Raw genomic sequence first — 22,237 nt, 5'->3', positions numbered from 1 at the left:
CGCTGGAGATGAGCGTCGTCGAAATGCCGGATCCGGCTTCGACACGGCCGGCCGCGACAACAGGCTCTCCACCGGCCGTCGCCACCGGGGCGGCACGCGAAGCCTTGCCTGCGAAACAGCCGTTGCTCAAACCTGCGCGCACCCGACCGGCGCCGGCTCATACGCCAATGCCGGTGCCGCACGCCCCGTCGATAGCTCACGCGCCGGAGCCCTCCCCGGCGACCGACGCCGGGACCAGCTCGCATGCTCAAACAGCGACGGCCGACGCGCGCCCATCATCATCATCGGATTCCCGTGACGCAGCCGCGGAGCAGGCAGCCGCGGCATCGACGTCCGGCAATTCGCCGGCGCGCGCGATCTCGCAGCCGTTGCCGTCCGTCCCCGACGACTTGCGCGAACAAGCCTACCGGACAGTCGCGGTGGTCCATCTCATCATTCATACCGATGGCTCCGTCGCTGTCGAACTCATCAAGCCGACGCCGTATCCGCGTCTGAATCAGATTCTTGTCGAGACTCTGCGAGGCTGGCGTTTCTTTCCAGCGCTACAAAACGGCCATCCGGCTGAAACCCAGCAAGACATCCGGGTCCATTTCAACGTGAGTTGACTATCGCTTCGAGCCGAAGCGTCCCTCTTCATCTTTTTACCCGCATTAATTTTACCGGTTAAAATTACCACTCCCATTTGAATGTCCGGCGAAAATAATTCCGAATTCAACATCCATATAAAAACGCCAATCCAATTCCCTATTTAATGCAGCGCGGATAAATAAACAGCTCACTCCAGTCCCGCCGGATATGCCGCAGGGAACCCCGCTCATGCTGCAACGCAAGGATGCGCCTTAGCCGCTGCGTCTCTGATTCCTTCGAATCGCATAATCAATCGTTCATCCTTGACAAAACCTTATTTCGCATCCTATTTTCATTTTGCTGTAAGCATCGGAAATATTAATTCTCAAAATTTACCTTGAAATGTCGGCATAAATCGACAGGGAATTCCTTTGTCCATTCAATAATCACTGGACAGAAAGCATATAGAAATATTAATGCAGGCAATTTGAATTACGGCATTCTGGAAAAAGTCAATGCAACCGCTGCGTGCCCTCGAGCGCGGCGCGGGTTGTTCGATCTTCAACGCGCGCGACCGGCGAAAAGCGGCCTTTATGCAGCGTTCCTCAACCAGTCAACAGGGAATGAGATGAAACCAGACAGGAGAAGTACCGGCGACGGTCAGATCCGCCGTCTCAGCCGGATAGCCGCGCCAGGCGCGCTGGCACTCGTCGTCGTGATCCTTGCGGGATGCGGCGGCGCGGACGGCGGTTCATCGGCCTCGGTGGTGCCGACCAGCATGGCGCAGGTCGCCAATCAGGCACAGTCGCCTCAGTCGCCCGCGGCCAATCAGCCCTACACCGATCCCATCGCCTATTCGACGACCGCGAGCGCCGGTCTTGCCGCCGCGCAGGTGGCGGAAAAAGCGGCGACCATGCATTACCAGTGGACCTCGGGCAACAGCACCGTCAACTATACGACCACCACCGGCCACCTGACCGCGATGGATCTGAAGAGCGGCGCGCCCGAAGCCACGATGTCCTACGTGGCCTACACCGCGCCGTCCACCAACGGCGCGCCGCGGCCCGTCACGTTCGTCTATAACGGCGGGCCCGGCTCCTCGTCGATCTGGCTGCGCCTCGGGTCGTTTGCGCCGACGCGCGTCGCCACCACCGACCCGCTGCTGAACGGCACGAGCTGGCCGAACTTCCCGCTGGTGAACAACACCGAAAGCCTGATCGACACGACGGACCTCGTGTTCATCGACCCACCGGGAACGGGCCTCTCCGAAGCGATCCTGCCGAACACGAACCAGACCTACTGGAACACCGATGCGGACGCGAACATCATGCGCGACTTCATCGTCCGCTACCTCGACGTCAACGCGCGCAGCAGTTCGCCGATCTATCTGTACGGCGAATCGTACGGCACGCCTCGCACCGACATCCTCGCGCTCGCGCTCGAATCGGCCGGTGTGCATCTGACGGGCATCGTGCTGCAGTCGTCGATCCTGAACTACTTCGCCGATGCGATCGAGGCGGTGGCCATCACCGGATCGACCGCGCAACTCGCGCTCGAGACCGATACGCTGAGCGGCTATATGCCGGGCTACGCGGCGGTGGCGGCCTACTACAACCAGGTGTCGCCCGCGCCCGTGAATCTGCCTCTCTATGCGCTGCGCAGCGAAGCGTTCGTGACGGCCAACTACAACTGGTTCAAGAACTATTCGCTGTACTGGACGCTGGCCCAGCTCGGTGCCCCCGATTTCGCCGGGCCGCCGAATTTCCCGCCGACGTGGACGGAGCAGATCTGGGATGCGGAGTCCGGCCTGACGCTGCAGGCGATGCAGGGCTACTTCAACGTGAATCCGTTCAACATCACGCTGGTTCCGGGCATGACGATCGGCCGCTACGACGGACGCGTGTCGCTGCCCAACTCCGACCCGCGGCTGCAGTCCGACGGCGATCCGTCGGATATCCTGATCTCCGAGCCGTTCACGAATGCGTTGGCCACGCAAATGCCGGATTACCTCGGCTACACGGCGCCGAACGCGACGTACATGCCGTTGAACGACAGCATCATCGAGGTATGGGATTTCTCGCATGGCGGCCAGCCGTTGCCCGACACGATTCCGGATCTGCTCGGCGCGCTCACGCTGAATCCGCAGCTCAAGGTGCTCTCGGAGAACGGCTTCCACGATCTCGCCACGCCGTTCTTCAATACCGAGAAGCAGCTCGCGCGGCTCAAGACGGTGCACGGGCTCAATCCGAATCTGCAGGTGAACTTCTTCCAGGGCGGCCACATGATCTATCTGGATGACGTTGCGCGCCCGCAAATGAAAGCGGACCTCGCGAACTTCTATCAGGGCACGCCGATTCCGGGCGCCCTCAGGCTCGCGACACTGCCGCAGCCGTGGTCCGACGAAGCGCCGGCCGGTACGCCGACGAGCGAGGCGGTCGCCGCGGCCGCGCCCTGATGATCGATAGCGGGTTCTCCGCGAGGGGAGCCCTCCGTTTACCTATTTATGGCGAATGATCATGTCTCCAATCGATATGTTGCGACGTACGCTTGCATTGATCGTCTTCGGTGTCGTCGCCGGCAGTGCGCACGCGTTACCGCCGCAGGACGTGGCGCCGGTCACGCTGCCCCAGGGCGGCCGCGGCGTGGACGGTCCGTTCTTTCCTCGCAACCGTGTCGCGGCTGTCACGCCGACGACCGGCTCGACGCTGCAACAGCAGGCCCAGCAGCGGATGGAGAGCAGGCTGGGCGCGAACTCGGTCCTGAGCGACGGCTCCGCGATCACCAAGGCGCAGGCTCAAAGCAATGGGCTCGGCTATATCGCGAAGCACTTTGACGAGATCGACACCGCGCATACGGGACGCGTGACGTTGAACGACGTCAGGCAGTATCTGCAGCAGCATCAGTAGCGATTCTTCGTTGATCCGTCCCGGCGGCCGGTGGTGCGTTGCGATTACGTGACGTGCCGCCGGCCGTATTGCATTCACCGTATTGCATTCGACGACCGCAAGCGCAGAGATACGCGCATCGCGACCAGGCATGGCACGTATTCCATCCCCCTGCGAAATCGCTAGAATCCAGAGGTTCACGGTCCCGCCTGCACAAGAATCCGGGCCCACTCCAACAAGAACAGCGCAACCTCAGGAGACGAAACCCATGAGTGATCAGCCGTTTGGACGCTCCCGCCGCGACTTCATGCGTCTTGCCGTGACCGCCGGCACGACCGCCGCGCTGCCCTGGATGCAGGACGCGAACGCGCAGTCGCCGGCCAGCGCCGCGACCACGCAGACCACATCGACCACGGCCACCTTCGCGACCACCGCCGGCCCCTCGGCAAAAGGCACGCAGCTGATCCTGCTCGGCACCAAGGGCGGCCCGACGCCGTCCGACCTGCGCGCGGCGCCGTCGAACGTGCTGGTCGTCGACGGTCAGCCCTACGTGGTCGATTGCGGCAACGGCGTCGCGCTGCAGTTGACGAAGGCGGGCATCAAGCTGCCGAATATCCGCGACATCTTCCTGACGCATCACCACTCGGATCACAACGCCGATCTCGGCAACCTCGTGTTCCTCGCCTGGGCCACCGGCCTGCGCACCCCCGTCAATCTGTACGGACCGCCGCGCATCACGAAGATGATGGACGACTTCGTCGACATGAACGCGATCGATCTCGACGTGCGCATGCGCGAAGAAGGCCGTCCGCCGCTGCGGCCGCTGATCAACGTTCATGAATTCGACGGCCCGCGCGTCGTGATGCAGGACGACCGCGTGCGCGTCACGTCACAACTGGTCGACCACTACACGATCAAGCCGGCGTTCGCCTACCGCTTCGAAACGCACGACCGCACCATCGTGTTCTCCGGCGACACGACCTATTACCCGCCGCTCGCCGAATTCGCGAAGGGCGCGGACGTGCTCGTGCATGAAGTGATGTACCTGCCCGCGCTCGAAAAGCTGATGAAGACCGTCGACAACGCGCCCACGCTGCTCGATCACCTGATGAAAAGCCACACCACGACCGAACAGGTCGGCCGGATTGCCGCGGCCGCCGGCGTGAAGACGCTGGTGCTGAGCCATTTCGTGCCGGGCGGCGACCCCGCGATCACCGACGACATGTGGGCCGCCGGCGCGCGCAGGCATTTCAACGGACAGGTCATCGTCGGCAAGGACCTGCAGGTGATCTGAGTGCCTGAGAACGCCATCACGCAAGCGGCGCCTGCCGCCACGATCGCCGTCACGTTGCTGACGGGTTTTCTTGGCTCGGGCAAGACCACGCTGCTCAATCGCCTGCTGCCGCAGCCAGCGCTGGGCCGTTGCGCGGTGATCATCAACGAACTCGGCGCAATCGGTCTCGACCATCTGTTCGTCAGCACGTCACGCGACGAAACCGTCGCGCTGCTCGAAAACGGCTGCCTGTGCTGCGGCGTGCGCGACGAACTGGCGGCCACCGTCGCCGAATTGCTGGCGCGCCGCGAGCGCGGCGAGATTCCCGCGTTCGAGCGGATTCTGATCGAGACCACGGGGCTGGCGCGACCCGGCCCGGTGATCTCGCTGCTGCTCGGCGACGCCGCGCTCGAGGGCCGTTTGCAACTCGACGGCATCGTGACGACCGTCGATGCGAAGCACGGTGCCGCGCAATTCGCGCGGCACGAGGAATCGCGTCAGCAGGTCGCGGTCGCGGACCGGCTTCTGCTGACCAAAGCGGAACTCGTCGACGATGACGCGCTCGCCGAGCTCATGGCGACGCTCGAAACGTTGAACCCGACCGCGACGCGCATCCCCGTGCGCAACGGCGAGATCGACGCACGGCACCTGCTCGGCATCCTGACGCCGCGTACGTTGCGCCCCTGGCTGCGCGCCGCGCCATCGTCGCGCAAGTCGTTGATGGGCGGCACGACGGCATCACGCGCCGCCCATCCGGACATCGACAGTTTCTGCCTCACTTACGCGCAGCCGTTGCCGATGCAGGCCTTCGAAACCGCGCTGACCGTGCTGCTCGGCTATCACGGCGAGCGCATTCTGCGGGTCAAGGGAATCGGCAATTTCATCGGCGAGGCGCGGCCGATCGTGTTTCATGGCGTGCAGCAGTTGCTGCATGAACCGCTGCGTCTGGACGCATGGCCCGACGACGATCGCACGACGCGGCTCGTGTTCATCGTCCAGGGACTCACGAGAACGGTCATCGAGGACACGATTGCGCATTTCCTGCGCGAAGCCGAAGCGTGCGGATAAGACCCCTCGGCGATACCTGATTGCCGGGGGGTCGCCAGCCTTTACTTCTTGCTCGCCGGCGCCTCGATCATCTTCCAGCCGTTACCGGCGGGATCGCGAAAACCGGCATCGACGCTGCCGTAACGGTCCACCGGCTCCTGCGTGAATTCCACGCCGCGCGCCTTCAGTTGCTCGTAACTCGCCCGGCAGTCGGCGACCGAAAGCACCAGAGGCGGCATCGCCCCTTTCGCGACCATCGCGCGCAGTGTCTGCGCGGTGGCTTCGTCGTGTATCGGCGGGCCAGGTGTGAAGAGGCCGAGCTGGAACGACGGCTGCTCCGGATGCTGGACCGTCAGCCACCGGTAGGACCCGTTGCGCACGTCCGTGTGAACACGAAAGCCGAGTTTGTCGACGTAAAACGCGAGCGCCTCGTCCTGATTGTCGACGTACAGGCCGACCACGTTGATACCCTGGTTCATCGCTCCTCCCTCGTTGACGACTTCGATGGTTTCGACGGCTCGACTGTATCGCCGGCCACGCGGCGGCGCTTCTCCAAAACTGCGATCGTGAGGTCGGGACGTTGCGCGGCCTTCAGCACGCAGGCAGGCACGCGCTCGCGTTGCGACTGATCGGCTCGCGCGTCGACGCGCATCTCGCTCGGGCTGCGGCCGGTGATGTCGCGAAAGATGCGGCCGAACGTGCCGAGGCTTTCCCATCCGGTTGCGAAGGCGATATCGGTGATGCCGAGGTCGGTGTCGCGCAACAGCGTAATGGCTTGCTCGATACGCCGTGTCAGTAGATAGCGGTGCGGCGGAACGCCGAAGGCCCGCTTGAACGAGCGCGCGAAATGCGCTTGCGACACGCCGCTGACTTCGGCGAGACGCCGGACCGGCCAGGCCTCGTGCGATGCGGCGTCCATGCGGTCTTTGGCGCGCAGCAGCCGGCGCAGCAGGGCCGGGTCTTCCAGTGCGCCGGCGGTAGTCTGCGACGGGGATGACTGAACGTGACGATGCTGGCGACCGGGCATGAGTTCGGATGGACGGCGCTGGCGGTAAGCCAGTAGTTTAGCCGCCGCGCAGACCCGCCTCGCGTCAGAACCGATACCCGATACCGCCGAGAATCACATCGGTATCGCGGCTATAACGCGTCATCACGCGATTCCACGTGACGCGCGCCGACCAGTGCTGCGTGACGCGGTACGAAGCCGTGAGGGACAGCAGTCCCGACAGAATGCCGTCGCCCGTGTCGCGATTGTCGTTGGAATCGCCGTGATGGATCGCCGCGTACGCGCCCGCGCCGACGCCGATCGCAAAGCGGTCGTTGAAGAAGGCGCGCGTCAGCCACAGTTGCGCGGTCATGCCGTCGCGGCGCGCGGACAGGCCATTGCCTTCGTGCAGGTAACCGAGCGTCGCATCGAGATACGGCGTCAGTCCGCGCCGGTATTCGATCGCCTCCGCCGCCGACGCCCGCGAGTCGAGGCTGTTCAGAATCGTCTGGCCCGCCATCAGCGTGATTTCGTTGTTCGTCACCCTGTTCGTGCGCGGCAGCGCGAAATCGCGCGGACCCGGCGTGTCGGGCGCATCGAGCTGGTAGCCGATGCCGAGCAGGATCGCGGTAGTCGACTCGCCGCTCCTCACCTGCACATGGTTGAGCTGCAGATTCGCGGTCCAGCGCGGCGTCGAATACCACGTGGCGCGCGCGCTATAGACGACGCCCCAGCCGTGCGTATTCGAATAGCCCTCGCCCTGTTCGGCCGCCTCGGTATCGAAGTAGCGATACGGGCCGACGCCGAGTGCAAGGACCACGCGCCGGTCCATCACAGGGAGCCGGCCCCATACCTGCGCGACCGGACCATCGCGATGATGGCCGGGTATGTGCCCTTCGTTGAGCCACGTGAAGCTGCCGGCGAAGTAATGGCCGAAACCTTCCGTATAGTCGAGCGCCCATGAATAGGTGTGGTTGTGTTCGCCTGTGAGCGGCCCGGCGTACAGTCCGAGTTCCTGCGCGGAGGCCCGACCTGCCGTCGCGCCGAGGGCGGCAGCGGCAATCAGAAATGTCCAGATAACCTTCGTCATCGAGTGGCTGGTTTCATGGTTATAAAAAGGGTGTACAGCCTGACGACCAGCGGTCGTGGTCGTGACGTCGGGGGCCATTGTGGCATGGGTTTGCGTGAAACCTGAGTCAACCGTCGCATCGAAATTTTTCAGTTCATTTAAAAAGTATCGAACACACCGGCTGTAAATCAGGCTTTGTGAAGTTCTGAAAAGCAGCGAAAAGCTCGCATCGTCGCGGTCGTGCGCCCCCTTCTCATCGCTTCGATTCGCCGATTATCTTATATGTTGTCATATAACATGCAAAGGCCATCGATAATCATCGAAACCCAGCCGGCAATCCTTCATCCCCGTTCACCCTTTGTTGACAAGAGACAACTCGTAATACGCAGTAAGTTCGGGTAAGTACTGCGTGTACGACAGCACGCTCTCACATAGAATTTATACGTCATCGTATAACTATCGTAGGAGAGAGAGGATGCACCAGATCTCGCCAGCCACGCGCGCTCCTCTTTCGCGCAGCCGGCACATGACCTCCCCCAGCGACATCCCAAAGCGGATTGCCGACTGATCGCCGGACCATGCGCGCCGCGGGACGCCGCGCCGCCCGCGGCGCAATCGAGGTCGCTGCATTTTCAGGCGACGGCTGCGCATGCCCGCCCCGGTCAAGAAAACCGGAGCACATCTGAATACATCGCCTTCTTCAACAACAGGACAAATCCATGCTCTATAGACTCACCGTCATTGCATGCTTCGCCGCAACACTCGCGGCTTGCGGCAGCGGCGACAACACGCCGCCCGCGTCGAGCGCGGACAACGGTACGACCACGCCGCCGGCTGCGGCGGCACCCGCCCCGTTCAAGGTCGGCACGACGACCAGCGACCCCGATCTGCCGCCCGCACCGCAACTGCCAACCACGGACCAGGTCTGCAGTACGCTCGAGGCAAGCAACAATCTGGTGCGCCAGCCCACCGGCGCATTGGGACCGGAAGCCGACAACGGCAAGACCGCGGCAATCCTGAATCCGGACCAGGCGCGCATCCAGGCCGCGCTCGATGCCTGCGGCGCGGCCGTGGACGCCGAGGTCGGCGCGGCGATCTCCGCGGCGGACGCCGCGGCTGCCGCGTCGCAAACCGCGGCAGCCGTGCCGAACGTGAACATCTCGGGCGCGTCGGCACAGCAACTCGCCGGTTCGCAATATCGCGCGAAGAAGTTCGCGGTGCGCCTCGTCGTATCGAGCACCGGTCCGGGCAACGCGTTCATCACGGGCCCGCTCACGCTGCCCTCGGGCGTCACGCTGTGGATCGACAACGGCGTGACCGTGTACGCGACGCGTGACGTGATGGCCTACGCGCCGAACGCTTCCGGACCGTACTGCGCGAACACGGCCGTCAGCTCGACCAAGGCAGGCAGCTCCGGCAACTGTCTGCCGCTGATCGGCGGCAACTACCTCGTCAATTCGGCGGTAGTCGGCGGCGGCAGCATCGACGGCCGCGCGGCGTCGGAGATCGTCAGCTCGAACAGCCTCTATCCGCTGATGCGCGTCGACCTGAGCTGCACGAACACCTACGCCGCGTATGCGCAGGGCCAGCAGGCTCCGACAGGCACGCCTTGCGACGACGGCGGCAACTTCGTCAACACGTCGGCTTCCGCGCGTCACATGACCTGGTGGGATCTCGCGTGGCTCGGCAACATGATCGAGAACGGCACGACCGGCGTCGGCTCGCAGTCGAACTTCCGCATGATGGTGTTCAGCTACGCGAAGAACCTGACGCTCTTCGGCATCACGCTGAACAACAGCGCGAACTTCCACGTCGTGCCGAGCGGCGTCGACGGCCTCACGGTGTGGAACGTCAAGGTGCAGACGCCGTCGGCGTCCGCTTCGGCCAACCCGGCTGGCAACGGCAACCCGAACTACCTGGGCATGGTGCCGACCGTCGATACGGCGAAAAACACCGACGCGTTCGACCCCGCTTCGGCATCGAAACCCGTCGTGCAGGCGCTGACGATCAGCGCGGGCAAGACCTCGACGGCCGGCAAGATCTCGTTCGACGGTTATCTGAAGAACGCGGTGTTCGCGTACAACTACATCAGCACCGGTGACGACGACATCTCGCCGAAGGGTTCCAACAACCCGAGCCCGGCGGAATCGGGCCTGTACGGCATCGACGGCAATCGCGGCGTCGCGACCGATCGCAAGTATGGTTTTGTCATCGCGCACAACCATATCTACGCGGGTCACGGCATCTCGGTCGGCAGCGAAACCAACGGGGGCGTGACGAACATCCAGGTCTACGACAACTCGTTCGACGGCTCGGAGCAGGCGCTGCGCATCAAGTCCGACTGGGCACGCGGCGGTCTCGTGACGAACATCAACTACAACAACATCTGTATCCGCAATAGCGGCCAGGCGCTGCTGTTCACGCCGTACTACAGCACGAAGGCATTGTCGAATCCGACCACGCCGCTGTGGCCGGATTTCCACGATATTTCGCTGTCGAACATCCACATCATCGGCGGTACGTCGGCGATTTTCGAGGGTTTCGAGGCGAATTCGGGCGGCATTGCGCACGCGCAGATTCCGCTCGGCATGACGCTCACGAACGTGCTCGCCGATTCGCCGGATAACGTGGCGGTCACCACGTCGGACGCGAACCTGACGCTGAACAACGTGAACCTGCCGATCTTCCCGTCGACCGCGAACCGGGTCGTGCTGAACGGCTCCGCGTCGCAGTCGCTTTCCACCGCGAACGCGGTCGATTGCAGCGCCGCGTACGTCGACTTCCCGGCAATCGGCGATTCGTCGACGACCGGCCAGACGTGGGCGGGTTCGCAGTAAGCACCGGGTAGTAGTGAATCGACGGCGTGCGGCAGCGGCAAACCGCACGCGTCGAGACAGGGATGTACGCGGAATATGTGTTCAACACGCCGGACCTGAAGAACGTTTCCGGCGTGCTGCCTTTATCGGCCGGCCGCGCCGACCGCGTCACGCCGCCGGCTGACTCTTGCCGTAAGTGAGCCGGCCGTTTTTCGACAACAGCACCGCCACCGGCCGCGTCATTTCGAACTCGGAGAAGATGATCGTTACGCTGACCGTGATCGGCACCGCGAGAAACGCGCCCGGCACGCCCCACAGCGCCGACCATACCGCCATGCTGGCGAGAATCGCGAACGGGCTCAGGTTCAGCGAGTTGCCCATCATGTACGGATCGAGGATGTTGCCGATCACGAAGTGAATCGCGGTCAGCGACAGCAGCACGATCAGTATCGAGTTGAAGTCGCCGAATTGCAGCACCGACATCAGCACCGGGAACACGATCGCCAGCACCGAGCCGATATACGGCACGTAGTTCAGCAACGCGGTCAGCACCGCCCATAGCCCGGCGAATTCCAGACCGATGCCACGCATCGCGCCCCAGCAGACGGCGCCGAGCAGCACGCCGAGAAACGTCTTCAGCGCGAGGTACGCGCCGATGCGGCGGTTGATGTCGGTGACAACCGCGCGGATCCGCGCGGCATTGGTCGAATTCGCCGACATGTTCGCGAGCTTCTCGCCGAACGTGCCGCGCTCGACGAGCAGAAAGGCCGCATACAGCACGACCACGAAGAGGTCGATGATGACCGACGACAGCGACGTGAGCATGCCCGTCACGATCGCCTGGATGTTGAACTGCGCGAGCATGTTCCGCCGCAGCGAATCCCAGGTCGGTTCGCTTTCCAGATGCAGCAGCACGGAAATTTTATGGATTATCGCGAGCACCGAGTCCTGGTAGCGCGGCGCGAGCGCGACCAGCGCATCGTAGTTCGCGACGAGCATGTCGACCGCGAAGAAGATGCCGGCCGCGATCAGGAACATCGACAGCCCGTAGCGCAGTTGCACCGGCAACCGCTTGCCGATGACCGGGATACGTTGCAGCAGGCGCGTGAAATCGACGACCACATACACCGCGATCACGCCGAACACAATCGGAATGAAAACCGCGCGTCCGATATAGAGCACCCAGCCCACAATCAGCAGCAGCACCACCACGCATACGGATGCCTGCAATCTGTCGGTCATCTGTCAGTGCTCCATTGATCCGCAAACAGGTTCGCCCCAGCGTCGCGCGGGTCGTCACGCCTCGCGCGGCATTGCCGTCCCCGTCGCCACGACCGCTGTCCATCTTACGGTCGCCAGCGACGAACGTCTCAGGGTAGACAGCACCGATCTTCGCACATAACGATGACACGCCAAACAAAACGCGACAGATCGCTCCATCGACGAATCACGCGCCGGCGAACGCGACTTCGGCGGCCGTGCCACACCCGCCATCGGGCCCCGGACACCCCGAAATGCGCCATCAGAAAGTCGCAAAACGTTGTGATTCACCGGGTTCGCTCGCGACACGCATCTGCTACGCTGACCTGAAAGGTTTCACCCGGCCTGACATAAGCCGACGCTGGCGCATCCGCGGCGCGGCGGTGAGGTATTACCGTCGTCCACGCAGCGAAGCCCGCGCCGCGCGCATCTCGCGTGTATCCCGCATGTATCTATGCGCCGCGGATATCGGTGCGATATCCGCGTGCGATATCTGCTGCACGTATCCCTCTTAATCACGGCACGGAGTACGAGATGCTGGAACGGCTGGGAGCACGATTCGTCGCACTAGGCCTCGCCCTGACCTTCGCCGGTTGCGGCGGCGGCGGTGGTGGTTCGGACACAGGCAGCACAGGCTCGAACGGCGCGGCCGGCACACCGGCGTCGAGCCCAACGCCCGCGTCGAGTCCCGCGCCCGCATCGGGCGCCTCCGACGCGAGCGCCACGACGCCGACGCTCGCCGCCGCGACGCCGATCATCGACGGCACGACACTCGGCGACACCAACTGGCCCGCGGGCGTGAGCGCGACGGGCGGAACCGGTCAGCCCGTCGGCGGCCTCAATTGCGCGCTGCGCAGCAGCGCCTACACGTACGCGCATCTGTCCATCTACCAGAATGGCCGCCTGCTTACCCTGCCCCCCGACATCGGCATGGTCGAGCCGACCCTGGCCGCGCCGACCGGCTGTGCCTATCCGGTCCACACAGTCGACTCGAGCGGCAAGATCCATATGGATGCGACGACTGGCGCGTCCTACACGCTCGGGCAGTTCTTCTCGATCTGGGGCGAGACGCTCAGCGCGTCGAACGTCGCGGGTCTGACCGGCTCGCCGGTCGCGATCTATGTGAACGACGGCGGCGCACTCACGCAATACACCGGCGACCCCACGAGCCTCGTACTGAAGCCGCATACGGAAATCACCGTGATGATCGGCACACCGCTCACGCAAGTGCCCACCTACACGTGGACCGATCCGCCGCCGTTCGATCCGAACCCGATCACGCTCGTGTATGGCGGGGTGGTGGGCACCACCGGAGCCTGGCCGAACGGCAGCACGGCAACGGGCGGCACCGGCTCGCCGGTCGACGGGCTGACCTGCGCGCCGGACATGAGCGTGCTGTATCACGTGCACGCGCACCTTGCGATCATCAAGGACGGTCAGTGGCTCGCGTTGCCGATGAACGTCGGCATCCTGTCGCAATGCACGTATGAGATGCATACGCACGACCAGACCGGCATCATCCATATCGAAGCACCGAACGTCAAAACCTACACGCTCGGCGATTTCTTCGACATCTGGGGCGAGCCGCTGACGAACACGAACATCGCGGGCATCACGGGAGATGTGGTCGCATATATCAACGACAACGGCGACTCGCGCCGCTACATGGGCGACATACGCAATATCGAGTTGACGTCGCTGCGGGATATCACGCTGCAGATCGGCACGCCGCCGGTGAGCACGCTGGCGACGTATTCGTGGTACGAGCCGCAGTGACGAACGGGGGTCGCCGGCTTCGTGCGGCGTGACGGTTGCAGCCGGTGCGATCTGCTGCAAGAGCACGGCGGCAACCTAGCGCGGCGTGCGCGAATGACCGATGCCGCCCGGCCGCCGCGGCACGATCCCCGCGACGGATCGCGGCACCGCGTTCGCGATCAGAATCAGCGACGCGCCCGCGAGACCGCTCGACACATGCTTGAGCGCATGGCCGGCGATCACGTGATGCGTCAATTCCCACACCTGCCAGTCGAGGCTCTCGAAAATCTTCGCGACGCCGTAGAAGACGATCACGAGCGTCCACCCGAACACGCCATTCACCTTGCGCGTCATCGTCATGACGATGATGAACGCGAGCCCGCCGAACTGCAGGATCGCGTACGGCCACAGACTGTTGAACGCCAGCCAGTAGCCGACGGTCGCGGGCGATACGACGGCCATGATCAGCAGTTGCGGCCAGCCGACCCGCTGACCGCTCCACGATGTCCATAGCATCGCGAGAATGCCGGCGAACACGATCGTCATCGGCAAGCGATCCCAGACGAGCGTCGCATCGGTCGGCGCCACGTGGTAATAGGCTGAGCCAAACGCGGTCAGCACGAGTCCGAACGCGGCGACCACCATGCCGGGAAATTGCGCCGGTTGATTCGACGCATGCCGTCGCACCCAGTCGAGACAGAGAATCCCCGCGATCAGGATCACGACGTTCGACAGCACGTCCGACGCGTTGTGCAGCGAGCCGAGCGAGCGTTCGTCGGCGAAGTGATGATAGGACGCCGGCTGCGCAAGCGGCCAGATCAGTTGCAACACCGCGCCCACCACGAAAAGCATGACGCTGCCAGACAGCAAGCGGGAAATCTTCACGTTGCTCGACTCCGGAGTGGGCAAAACCCGGGAACGCTCGGTAGAGGGTGACGCGGCGCGGATCGACGGGCGTGCCGGGTTGGTCCCCGTTTGAATTCGCGCAGCCTGCCCGTATCATCGGACAAACCGGTTTGTGCAACAAGACCGGTTGCGGCCACCGATTACGCTGCGGTCATAGTATTCTCCTTACTCGATGAAAACTGCGTGCAAACCGTGTGCAAACCGCGCGCAGGATTGCGAGTAAAAGAGCGCAAGTTGCAAAGCCGCAAGACCCGGCGAGCAGTGCCGACGCGATGTTTCCGCGAAGTTTCGGTTGTAAAACCAGCAGGGTCGCGACGACCCAAAGAACCCTTTGGACTTCATGCAAGCGCAGAAACACCCCCCGTCCCACCCGCTGCGTCGATGGCTCGGCGCAACACCCGCGCTGCTGCTATGCGCGAGCCTGCTCGGCGGCTGTGCGTTGCCCTCGCTCGAGAATCGCACCGAATCGCATGCATTGACGTCCGCGCAGGCCGCCACCACCGACCTCGGCCGCGCCGTCGCCCCCCAGCTTGCCACCCATGCGGGCCTCGCGGGGATCTATCCGCTGTCGGATGCGCACGTCGCGTTCGCCGCGCGCATGGACCTGATCCGCTCGGCGCAGCGCACGCTCGATATCCAGTACTACATCTGGCGCAATGATCTGACCGGCACGCTGCTGCTCGAACAGATCCACGAAGCGGCCGACCGCGGCGTACGGGTGCGGCTGCTGCTCGACGATCTCGGCACCCCCTCCTCGCTCGACCCGACGCTCGCGGCGCTCGACGCGCATCCGAATATCGAGGTGCGGCTGTTCAATCCGTTCGTGGTGCGCAACCCGAAATTCGTCGGCTTTCTGACGGATTTTCCGCGCGCCAACCGGCGCATGCACAACAAGTCGCTGACCGCCGACAGCACCGCCACGATTCTCGGCGGCCGCAACATCGGCGATGAGTACTTCGACGCAACCGACGGTGTCGTGTTCGCCGACCTCGACGTACTGGCCGTCGGGCCGGCCGCCGCCGACGTCTCGCGCGACTTCGACCGCTACTGGGCGAGCGCGTCGGCCTATCCGGCCGAGCGGATCCTGCCGCACGAAAGCGTCGACCAGTTAGCCGTGCTCGAACGCAAGGCGCAGGCGATCGCCGGGGACCCAGCGGCCGCGGCCTACATGGAGGCACTGCGCGGTCCGCACGTCGTGCAGAAAATGCTCGACGACACGCTGCCGTTCGACTGGGCCAGAACGCAAATGATCAGCGACGACCCCGCGAAAGGGCTGAACAACGCGCCGCCGGAAGCGCTGATTCCTCATCAGATGCGCGAAGTGCTGGGCGACCCGACAAAGGAAATCGATCTCGTGTCGCCGTATTTCGTGCCGGCGCGCACCGGCACGCAGTACCTGACCGGCCTCGCCGGAAAAGGTGTCGACGTACGCGTCCTGACGAACGCGCTCGAGGCGACGGACGTCGCCGCGGTTCACTCCGGCTACATGAAGCGGCGCGTCGAGCTGCTGAAGAACGGCGTGCACCTGTACGAACTACGGCGTATGCCGGGCACGCCCGACAAGAAAGAACAGTCGCCGGGTCCGTTCGGCAGTTCGGGCTCCAGTCTGCATGCGAAGACGTTTGTCGTCGACTCGCAACGGGTCTTCGTCGGCTCGTTCAACTTCGACCCGCGCTCGGCCTATCTGAATACCGAGCTTGGCCTCGTGATCGACAGCTCCGAGCTCGCGACCCAGATCGATCGCAAGTTCCTCGCGCTATTGCCTCAAGTCGCGTATGCGGTGCGGCTCGACGAAAACGGCAAGCTCTACTGGATCGAGCGCAACGGCGACGTCGAAATCCGCCACGACACCGAACCCAATACGACGTGGTATGGGCGGCTCGGTGTGTGGATGTTGTCGATTCTTCCGATCGAGTCGCTGCTGTAGCGGGCGCGCAAAAAAGCCAGGGATACCTCGGTATGCCTGGCTCTTATATGCAACCGGGCCGCTGCGCCGCGGCGACCATCAGAAACGCCGCAAGTCGCGATCGCGCAACGGATCGGGCGTACGCGACACTTCACGCAACACGCCGCTGGTGTCGAACGAGAAGTTGAACAGCAGGTGGGTGATGTTGTTTTCCGTATAACGGTACGACCACACTTCGCGTTGCGAGCGACGGAAAAAGGCCGTTTCGACGGGCCGGCCAAAATTGACCAGCACGTCGTCGCGCGTCCATGTGCCGATTTGCGCGCGATTGAATTCGCTCAGTTGCAATACCTGACGCACGCTGACGATCTTGCCGGAAGCGTCGATGTCGGCGGCGACAGTGGTCGAGCCCATCGGCTGGGTCGGCCACATGAGCCGGCGCCCGCCATTGGGCAGTTCATGGACTTCGCGCGGCGGGCCCATCCGGGCAATGACCGCCGACTGATCCTGGCCGGCCTGGAATTGTTGCCACGGCTGCGCGCAACCGGCCAGGATCAGCGCCGTTACGCACGTGAGCGCCGCGCGGCGCCAGCTAATGGATGCGCGCGCGGTTCGCGCGGCGGAATCGGGAACGTGAGCGACGCGCGTCGGCATGGGTTCCTCCCGTGACGTTCAATGATGCGATGAGCGGAGCGGCGTGGAATGTCTCTGCCAGCCTGGTGTCGTCGACACAGCGGGAACGTTCGCAAATCGCGCTCATGTTTGCGGGGGCTGGCGATGACAGATACCAGGTTACCGCCCTCGGCGATGCAGGCAAGACGCCCGCTCGCCGAGGGCGGCCATCAACGGCGTGCTGCTTACCCTATGATCTTCGCGCGCAGACGCGCATGTTCTTCCGCGGAGATCGAGCCGGACGCCTTCAGCCGGTCGAGCTTTTCCAGTTCGTCCGCGGCGCTGAAGCCCACCACGTTGCGCAGGTCTTCCCGCATCTGTTTGGCGCGTGCCTGATCGCGCTCCGCCATGCCGCGATGCTGCGTGAGCAGGTACGCGAAGATACCGATATACGGCAGGATGATCAGGAAAATCACCCACAGAACCTTGCCCCAACCCGATACGTCATGACGGCGGAACAGGTCGCCCGAAACCGTAATGAGCAGCCAGAACCACAAAATGAACATGAAGATGGAAAAGACATCGGCCAGGAAATTTGTGAACGTGAAACCATCATTAAAGAAAAGCATCCTTGTTCTCCATTCATTCCGGTTGAAATTGAAAGGCTTATTGGATTTCCATCTAATGGTTACTCGCTATGGACAACTCATGCAATCAGCCCAGCAGCGCTGAAAATTTACCATGACAGCATGTCAATTGCGCACGCGCGTGCATAGGGTTTGCATGAAGCCCCCCATCGGCTGTTCAGCGCGTGTTTCATCTGTTCTCCTTGCGTTGCGCGACGCATATTCCCGATGCCGGCCTTTGTAATCTTTATAGCGTAACCCGGCACAATAACGCGAGGATTTTTTTCCGGCTTCCGCGCCGCCCGCCATTTCATTGCGCCGATCAACCTGCGGAATTTGCATTTTCCGCAACCGGCTGAAAAGCATCGCAAGGAATCAGCGCTTGCGCATCGCCGTGCCCTTTTGCGCGCTGACGGTCTGCCTGGTCCGGTTCAACTGCGCGGCGATTTCGTTGATCGTCGCGCCGCCGACGTAGAGCCGCACCACTTCCACTTCTCGGCTCGTGAGTTCGGGCGCGGCGCGGCTGAAAACCTGCGCGGGCGCCACGGTGCCGCCGAGCCCCGTCAACGTCGACGAAAAGTACCTCGCGGCCGCATGCACCGCGTGAATGGCGGTCACCAGATGGCCGATATCCTTGGCCTTGTTCAGCACCGAATGAATACCGAGCCGCCACATTTCCGCGACGATGGCGGCCAGGTCCTGCGCAAATAGGACAGCAGCGTCATGCCATCGCCGTACTCGCCGCCGGGCATCGCGTAATCGGTGACGACGACATCGCATTCGACCGTATTGAGCAACCTGATGAGTTCCCCAGAATTCGCTGCCGTGCCCATGATCTCCAGCATCGGAAGAACGGACAGTTCGTGCTTGACGCCCGGGAGCAGCACCGGCTGGTCGTCGGCAAGCACGATACGAATCTTCACGCTGTTCATCTGGACCTCCGCGAATGGGGGGAGAGAGAAAAAAAACGGGGGGGTGGGATGCATGCCGAATGTATCTGAAACGGCTTCCGCGGAACATCCTCGCACGCCCCCACCGCTTCGTGCATACCGAAAACGTTCGGACACGTTCTAGATATTAGATTTTTAAATAGTACCCGTCCTATTTAACGGGATGCCACATTCTGCTCACTCGTGATGTCGGGATAATGCAAAGTCGGCCGCAGTCCATACTTTTTGCGCGCCGTACGTCCACAAAATGTTCCGGTGTTGCCATGTCGTCGAGCTCTCCCTACAACGTGTTGAATCAGTTGCGCCGTTATAAGCGGCTGCTGGTGTTCGGCGGCGGAGTGGTGACGACCCTGATGCTGCTGATCGCATTCATGCTCGCGACGGTGTCGGCGATACGCGCGCACGTGGCCGCCGAGCGCGAGAACTTCGCCGCCTGTCGCGACCGGATCATGGAACAGATCCGCGCGGGCAAGGCGTCGTTCCGGATCGCGCTGGTCGGCGCGGAGATGGCCTGGCCGAACGGCTAATGGCCGCGCTCGCCGCCGGTCTGGCCGGCGCCGCCGACAGCCGGGCCGGCGCGCGGGCCGAACGACGCTACGCCGTTCGCAATGCTGGTCACCGAATACGAACCCGACTTCCTGAGCGCGCCGCTCGCCGCGGACGGCCGTTTCAGGGGTGCCTACACGATCGTCGACAGCACGCTCCCGCGAGCGCGCGACGAAGCGCTGGACGACCCGCAACGCATACTGGCGATGACGAAGAAAGCCGGCGAAACGTGGCACAACGGCAAGTTCACGATCGTGGAACCGCTCGGCGGCATGGGCTGGATGCTCGTGCATACATACACGTGGCGCGACATCATCGCGAGCATGGGTCACAACTGGCTATCGGCGCGACGATAACGCTCATCACGCTGGTGGCCGCGTGGACGTTCCTGATGTCCTTCATAAAGCGCGCGGTTCGCCCGGCGCTCGATCGCTCGCAGCGCCTGTTCGAAAGCGAGCAGTTGAGCCGCACGCTGATCGAGACCGCTCCCGTCGGGCTCGGACTGATCGCGCTGAAGGACGGCACGCCGCTGTTGCGCAGCCCGGCGATGGTCGACACGGCGCGACGCGTCGTCGTGCCGGCGCCGACGCTGTCGGCCGAGCTGGCCGCGCGCTATCGCGCACGCGCGCGCGGCGGCGAGCATGCCGGCAGCGAAGTGATGCACGAAGAGCTGACGTTGCCCACGCGCGACGGCGATCCGGTCGACCTCGCCGTCAGCGCGACGCCGTCGCGCTACCAGGGCGAGGACGTGCTCGTCGTCGCCGTGACCGACGTGACCGCGCGCAAACGCCTCGAACAGCATTTGCGCGAGGCGCGGCAAGCCGCCGACTCGGCCAGCGCGGCGAAGTCGGCGTTCCTCGCCGCGATGAGCCACGAGATCCGCACGCCGCTGAACGCGGTGCTCGGCAATCTCGAACTGCTCGCGCAATCGTCGCTGAACGCGTTGCAACGCGACCGGCTGACGACGATTCGCGCGTCGTCGGAGGGGCTGCTCGCGATCATCAGCGACGTGCTCGATTTTTCGAAGATCGAAGCGGGCGAAATGACGCTCGAACACGTCGAGTTCGATGCGCTCGACGTGGTGTCGCGCTCGCTGACGATGTTCGCGCCGCTCGCGCACGCGAAGGATCTGCGGCTCGTCGCGGGGCTCGGCGCCGCTGCGTAGCGGCCGATGCGCGGCGACCCGACGCGGCTCGGTCAAGTGATCAACAATCTGCTGTCGAACGCGATCAAGTTCACCGGGCGCGGGGAAGTAGTGCTGCGGATGTCGGTCGTCGAAGAAACACATCTGCGGATCGAGGTCAAAGACACCGGCATCGGCATGACCGCCGAACAGCAGGCCACGGTGTTCGCGCCGTTCAGTCAGGCGGACGCGACGATCAGCCGCCGCTTCGGCGGCACAGGCCTCGGGTTGACGCTGTGTTCGCAGCTCATGCACGCGCTGAGCGGCAGCATCGCGGTGCGCAGCGAGGCCGGTAAAGGCAGTTGCTTTACCGTGCGCGTGCCGCTCGGCGAGCCGCAATCCGCGCCCGACATGCCGCGCTTCCACGGCGAAACGGTGGCGCTCGTGGCCGCCGCCGATGCATGGCAGGCCGCCACCGCGCCGACGTTGCAGGCGTGGGGGCTGACGGTCGCCGCATACCGGCACCCGGCGTTGATCGGGCAGCAGACGCTGGAGGAAGTGGAAGCCGTCATTTTCAGCGGCGACCGCGATACGTGGCACGCGGACGATGAAAGCGCGATCCTCGACGAGGCGTCGTGGGTCATCGATTGCAGCGCCGAAGGTCCGGTCTATCCGGTCGCAACGGGCCGGCTCGTGCGGGTGTCGAGCTTCAGTCCGAAGGGACTCGCGCAGGCGTTGCAGCATACGCTGCGCGGCATGCCGCTGGAACGGAAGACCGAGACGCCACAGGTGCTGCCACGCCGGCTCAAGGTACTGGTCGCGGAAGACAATGTGGCCAATCGCCGGCTGTTCGAAGAGCAACTGGCGCTGCTCGGCTGCGAAGCGACGCTGGCGGCGGACGGCGAGGAGGCGCTCGACGCGCTGTCGCAGCGGACCTTCGACGTGCTGATCACCGATCTGTGGATGCCGTGATGGACGGCTATGCGCTGGCTCGCGAAGCACGCACGCGCTGGCCGGACATGCCGGTAATCGCGGCCACTGCATCGGTGACGCTCGAGGAGCGCGAGCGCTGCGAGCAGGCGGGGGTGACGAAGCCGCTGTCGCTTGCGCGGCTATGCGCGGCGCTGGCCCAAGTGACGGGGCAGACCACGGCCGCTGCATGGACCGAGACAGAGGCTACTACCCGGGACGACCGCAGTATCGGCGCCGGGGACGCGGACGACGGACTACTCGGCGAGCGGGCATTGCCGCCCGCCGTGCGTCAGTCCTTCCTCGATTCGTTCGACGCGTCACTTACGGCGCTCGCGGCCACACGACGGGACAACGATACGACGCGTATGCTCGCCGAACTGCATTCGCTACGCGGTGCGCTGCGCGTTTTCGACGCGGAGGAATTGGACGAGCCCTGCGCGCGGTTGCAAAGCACGGTGCGGGAGCAAGGCGTTGCGGCAGCCGCGGATCTGCTCGACACGTTCGACATCCAGGTTCAGGCGACGATGCTGCGTCACGCACAGAGTGCGCGCGAAGCGTTGTCGATGATCCTGGCCAATGCCAGGCGAGCCGCGCCTGAACATGCGGCGAACCGTTTGCTGCCAGCGCTGGAGGCTGTGCTGCATAAGCCGGTGGTCGACGCAAACTGAGCCGGGTTGATGCCCGTGCGCGCTAGCCAAACCATACGAGGACGAAGCAATACAGGACGAATGCCACCAATAGCAGCATCCAGGCGTGGGAAAGTTCCATATGAGAAATCGTTGATCTTGATCGAGATCGCTCAGCGCAAGAAAATCAATCGCAAAGAAGGTCGCAAACCATTAGCAGCAGCACAAACGACGCGAGTAAACACACGATGCCCGTGCGTACCAGGACGCTGGGCCATTGCGTACGCTGCAGTACATCGATCTGGATAATGTT

General features: G+C 63.6%; 23 protein-coding genes. 13 read left to right on the top strand and 10 right to left on the bottom strand.

Features of this window, described 5'->3' with window-relative positions:
• The first annotated feature begins 8 nt into the window (after nt 1–8).
• The 5 genes from QM685_RS15485 (at nt 9) to QM685_RS15465 (ending at nt 5,793) form a co-directional block, all read left to right on the top strand.
• Nucleotides 9–605 (top strand): energy transducer TonB, encoded by a 597-nt coding sequence (locus tag QM685_RS15485; protein WP_415117238.1) that lies wholly within the window; start codon nt 9–11, stop codon nt 603–605.
• A gap of 590 nt (nt 606–1,195) precedes the next feature.
• Nucleotides 1,196–3,022: a S10 family serine carboxypeptidase-like protein gene (locus QM685_RS15480; RefSeq protein WP_415117237.1), complete on the top strand. Its 1,827-nt coding sequence runs from the start codon at nt 1,196–1,198 to the stop codon at nt 3,020–3,022.
• A gap of 55 nt (nt 3,023–3,077) precedes the next feature.
• On the top strand, nt 3,078–3,473 hold the full coding sequence (locus tag QM685_RS15475; protein WP_415117236.1) for a 2-oxoglutarate dehydrogenase: 396 nt from the start codon (nt 3,078–3,080) through the stop codon (nt 3,471–3,473).
• A 286-nt stretch (nt 3,474–3,759) separates the two neighbouring features.
• Complete coding sequence (locus QM685_RS15470) at nt 3,760–4,746, top strand: MBL fold metallo-hydrolase (RefSeq protein WP_415117284.1); 987 nt, start codon at nt 3,760–3,762, stop codon at nt 4,744–4,746.
• Nucleotides 4,747–5,793 (top strand): CobW family GTP-binding protein, encoded by a 1,047-nt coding sequence (locus QM685_RS15465; protein ID WP_415117235.1) that lies wholly within the window; start codon nt 4,747–4,749, stop codon nt 5,791–5,793. It begins immediately after the preceding gene.
• Nucleotides 5,794–5,834: 41 nt separating this feature from the next.
• On the opposite strand, the gene QM685_RS15460 is transcribed toward QM685_RS15465, so the two are convergent.
• The 3 genes from QM685_RS15460 to QM685_RS15450 all read right to left on the bottom strand — a co-directional run bounded on the left by QM685_RS15460 (nt 5,835) and on the right by QM685_RS15450 (nt 7,847).
• The gene (locus QM685_RS15460) at nt 5,835–6,251 is read right to left on the bottom strand and encodes a VOC family protein (protein WP_415117234.1); all 417 of its coding nucleotides are present in this window, start codon (nt 6,249–6,251) and stop codon (nt 5,835–5,837) included.
• Entirely contained in the window at nt 6,248–6,799 is a 552-nt protein-coding gene (locus QM685_RS15455; RefSeq protein WP_415117233.1) for a helix-turn-helix domain-containing protein, read from the bottom strand. The genes QM685_RS15460 and QM685_RS15455 overlap by 4 nt, the downstream gene beginning before the upstream one ends.
• Nucleotides 6,800–6,863: 64 nt before the next feature.
• Nucleotides 6,864–7,847 carry a hypothetical protein gene (locus QM685_RS15450; protein ID WP_415117232.1) on the bottom strand — a complete coding sequence of 328 codons (984 nt, stop codon included), beginning with the start codon at nt 7,845–7,847 and terminating at the stop codon, nt 6,864–6,866.
• Nucleotides 7,848–8,545: 698 nt separating this feature from the next.
• On the opposite strand from QM685_RS15450, the gene QM685_RS15445 reads away from it, so the two are divergent.
• The gene (locus QM685_RS15445; protein WP_415117231.1) at nt 8,546–10,663 is read left to right on the top strand and encodes a glycoside hydrolase family 28 protein; all 2,118 of its coding nucleotides are present in this window, start codon (nt 8,546–8,548) and stop codon (nt 10,661–10,663) included.
• Between the two features lie 147 nt (nt 10,664–10,810).
• On the opposite strand, the gene QM685_RS15440 is transcribed toward QM685_RS15445, so the two are convergent.
• Nucleotides 10,811–11,884: an AI-2E family transporter gene (locus tag QM685_RS15440; protein WP_415117230.1), complete on the bottom strand. Its 1,074-nt coding sequence runs from the start codon at nt 11,882–11,884 to the stop codon at nt 10,811–10,813.
• A 552-nt stretch (nt 11,885–12,436) separates the two neighbouring features.
• Between QM685_RS15440 and QM685_RS15435 the strand changes: the two genes are divergently transcribed.
• Entirely contained in the window at nt 12,437–13,678 is a 1,242-nt protein-coding gene (locus QM685_RS15435) for a hypothetical protein (RefSeq protein ID WP_415117229.1), read from the top strand.
• Between the two features lie 75 nt (nt 13,679–13,753).
• Here the strand turns inward: QM685_RS15435 and QM685_RS15430 are convergent, their stop codons facing one another.
• A complete protein-coding gene (locus tag QM685_RS15430) occupies nt 13,754–14,542 on the bottom strand; it encodes a hypothetical protein (protein ID WP_415117228.1) in 789 nt (262 codons plus the stop codon).
• Nucleotides 14,543–14,903: 361 nt separating this feature from the next.
• On the opposite strand from QM685_RS15430, the gene QM685_RS15425 reads away from it, so the two are divergent.
• Nucleotides 14,904–16,490 carry a phospholipase D family protein gene (locus QM685_RS15425; RefSeq protein ID WP_415117227.1) on the top strand — a complete coding sequence of 529 codons (1,587 nt, stop codon included), beginning with the start codon at nt 14,904–14,906 and terminating at the stop codon, nt 16,488–16,490.
• A 78-nt stretch (nt 16,491–16,568) separates the two neighbouring features.
• On the opposite strand, the gene QM685_RS15420 is transcribed toward QM685_RS15425, so the two are convergent.
• From QM685_RS15420 to QM685_RS15400, 5 genes are all read right to left on the bottom strand, one after another.
• Nucleotides 16,569–17,123, bottom strand: coding sequence for a hypothetical protein (locus QM685_RS15420; RefSeq protein ID WP_415117226.1), 555 nt, complete (start codon nt 17,121–17,123; stop codon nt 16,569–16,571).
• 203 nt (nt 17,124–17,326) lie between these two features.
• Nucleotides 17,327–17,710: an SHOCT domain-containing protein gene (locus tag QM685_RS15415; protein ID WP_415117225.1), complete on the bottom strand. Its 384-nt coding sequence runs from the start codon at nt 17,708–17,710 to the stop codon at nt 17,327–17,329.
• A gap of 123 nt (nt 17,711–17,833) precedes the next feature.
• Nucleotides 17,834–18,049: a hypothetical protein gene (locus QM685_RS15410; RefSeq protein ID WP_415117224.1), complete on the bottom strand. Its 216-nt coding sequence runs from the start codon at nt 18,047–18,049 to the stop codon at nt 17,834–17,836.
• A 33-nt stretch (nt 18,050–18,082) separates the two neighbouring features.
• Nucleotides 18,083–18,358: a LuxR C-terminal-related transcriptional regulator gene (locus tag QM685_RS15405; protein ID WP_415117223.1), complete on the bottom strand. Its 276-nt coding sequence runs from the start codon at nt 18,356–18,358 to the stop codon at nt 18,083–18,085.
• On the bottom strand, nt 18,352–18,639 hold the full coding sequence (locus QM685_RS15400; RefSeq protein ID WP_415117222.1) for a response regulator: 288 nt from the start codon (nt 18,637–18,639) through the stop codon (nt 18,352–18,354). Before QM685_RS15400 ends, QM685_RS15405 begins: the two co-directional genes overlap by 7 nt.
• A gap of 281 nt (nt 18,640–18,920) precedes the next feature.
• Between QM685_RS15400 and QM685_RS15395 the strand changes: the two genes are divergently transcribed.
• The 5 genes from QM685_RS15395 (at nt 18,921) to QM685_RS15375 (ending at nt 21,966) form a co-directional block, all read left to right on the top strand.
• Nucleotides 18,921–19,184, top strand: a complete 264-nt coding sequence (locus QM685_RS15395; protein WP_415117221.1) for a hypothetical protein — start codon at nt 18,921–18,923, stop codon at nt 19,182–19,184.
• A gap of 81 nt (nt 19,185–19,265) precedes the next feature.
• Nucleotides 19,266–19,559: a hypothetical protein gene (locus tag QM685_RS15390; protein WP_415117220.1), complete on the top strand. Its 294-nt coding sequence runs from the start codon at nt 19,266–19,268 to the stop codon at nt 19,557–19,559.
• A gap of 35 nt (nt 19,560–19,594) precedes the next feature.
• On the top strand, nt 19,595–20,368 hold the full coding sequence (locus QM685_RS15385; protein WP_415117219.1) for a histidine kinase dimerization/phospho-acceptor domain-containing protein: 774 nt from the start codon (nt 19,595–19,597) through the stop codon (nt 20,366–20,368).
• 6 nt (nt 20,369–20,374) lie between these two features.
• The gene (locus QM685_RS15380) at nt 20,375–21,298 is read left to right on the top strand and encodes an ATP-binding protein (RefSeq protein ID WP_415117218.1); all 924 of its coding nucleotides are present in this window, start codon (nt 20,375–20,377) and stop codon (nt 21,296–21,298) included.
• Nucleotides 21,298–21,966, top strand: coding sequence for an Hpt domain-containing protein (locus QM685_RS15375; RefSeq protein WP_415117217.1), 669 nt, complete (start codon nt 21,298–21,300; stop codon nt 21,964–21,966). Before QM685_RS15380 ends, QM685_RS15375 begins: the two co-directional genes overlap by 1 nt.
• Nucleotides 21,967–22,237: the final 271 nt, after the last annotated feature.

Source organism: Paraburkholderia sp. (assembly GCF_047605525.1).
Taxonomy (GTDB): domain Bacteria; phylum Pseudomonadota; class Gammaproteobacteria; order Burkholderiales; family Burkholderiaceae; genus Paraburkholderia.
Note: the sequence above shows the minus strand (reverse complement) of the source record. Positions and strands in the feature narration are given on the sequence as shown.

What these genes read in the sequence shown, in the direction of transcription:
- QM685_RS15450 (WP_415117232.1), bottom strand. Translation starts at nt 7,847, where the DNA reads ATGACGAAGGTTATCTGGACATTTCTGATTGCCGCTGCCGCCCTCGGC.
- QM685_RS15480 (WP_415117237.1), top strand. Translation starts at nt 1,196, where the DNA reads ATGAAACCAGACAGGAGAAGTACCGGCGACGGTCAGATCCGCCGTCTC.
- QM685_RS15445 (WP_415117231.1), top strand. Translation starts at nt 8,546, where the DNA reads ATGCTCTATAGACTCACCGTCATTGCATGCTTCGCCGCAACACTCGCG.
- QM685_RS15485 (WP_415117238.1), top strand. Translation starts at nt 9, where the DNA reads ATGAGCGTCGTCGAAATGCCGGATCCGGCTTCGACACGGCCGGCCGCG.
- QM685_RS15400 (WP_415117222.1), bottom strand. Translation starts at nt 18,639, where the DNA reads ATGAACAGCGTGAAGATTCGTATCGTGCTTGCCGACGACCAGCCGGTG.
- QM685_RS15385 (WP_415117219.1), top strand. Translation starts at nt 19,595, where the DNA reads ATGTCCTTCATAAAGCGCGCGGTTCGCCCGGCGCTCGATCGCTCGCAG.
- QM685_RS15475 (WP_415117236.1), top strand. Translation starts at nt 3,078, where the DNA reads ATGATCATGTCTCCAATCGATATGTTGCGACGTACGCTTGCATTGATC.
- QM685_RS15470 (WP_415117284.1), top strand. Translation starts at nt 3,760, where the DNA reads ATGCGTCTTGCCGTGACCGCCGGCACGACCGCCGCGCTGCCCTGGATG.
- QM685_RS15410 (WP_415117224.1), bottom strand. Translation starts at nt 18,049, where the DNA reads ATGCAAATTCCGCAGGTTGATCGGCGCAATGAAATGGCGGGCGGCGCG.
- QM685_RS15390 (WP_415117220.1), top strand. Translation starts at nt 19,266, where the DNA reads ATGCTGGTCACCGAATACGAACCCGACTTCCTGAGCGCGCCGCTCGCC.
- QM685_RS15380 (WP_415117218.1), top strand. Translation starts at nt 20,375, where the DNA reads ATGCGCGGCGACCCGACGCGGCTCGGTCAAGTGATCAACAATCTGCTG.
- QM685_RS15395 (WP_415117221.1), top strand. Translation starts at nt 18,921, where the DNA reads ATGTCGTCGAGCTCTCCCTACAACGTGTTGAATCAGTTGCGCCGTTAT.
- QM685_RS15455 (WP_415117233.1), bottom strand. Translation starts at nt 6,799, where the DNA reads ATGCCCGGTCGCCAGCATCGTCACGTTCAGTCATCCCCGTCGCAGACT.
- QM685_RS15440 (WP_415117230.1), bottom strand. Translation starts at nt 11,884, where the DNA reads ATGACCGACAGATTGCAGGCATCCGTATGCGTGGTGGTGCTGCTGCTG.
- QM685_RS15420 (WP_415117226.1), bottom strand. Translation starts at nt 17,123, where the DNA reads ATGCCGACGCGCGTCGCTCACGTTCCCGATTCCGCCGCGCGAACCGCG.
- QM685_RS15435 (WP_415117229.1), top strand. Translation starts at nt 12,437, where the DNA reads ATGCTGGAACGGCTGGGAGCACGATTCGTCGCACTAGGCCTCGCCCTG.
- QM685_RS15425 (WP_415117227.1), top strand. Translation starts at nt 14,904, where the DNA reads ATGCAAGCGCAGAAACACCCCCCGTCCCACCCGCTGCGTCGATGGCTC.
- QM685_RS15375 (WP_415117217.1), top strand. Translation starts at nt 21,298, where the DNA reads ATGGACGGCTATGCGCTGGCTCGCGAAGCACGCACGCGCTGGCCGGAC.
- QM685_RS15460 (WP_415117234.1), bottom strand. Translation starts at nt 6,251, where the DNA reads ATGAACCAGGGTATCAACGTGGTCGGCCTGTACGTCGACAATCAGGAC.
- QM685_RS15415 (WP_415117225.1), bottom strand. Translation starts at nt 17,710, where the DNA reads ATGCTTTTCTTTAATGATGGTTTCACGTTCACAAATTTCCTGGCCGAT.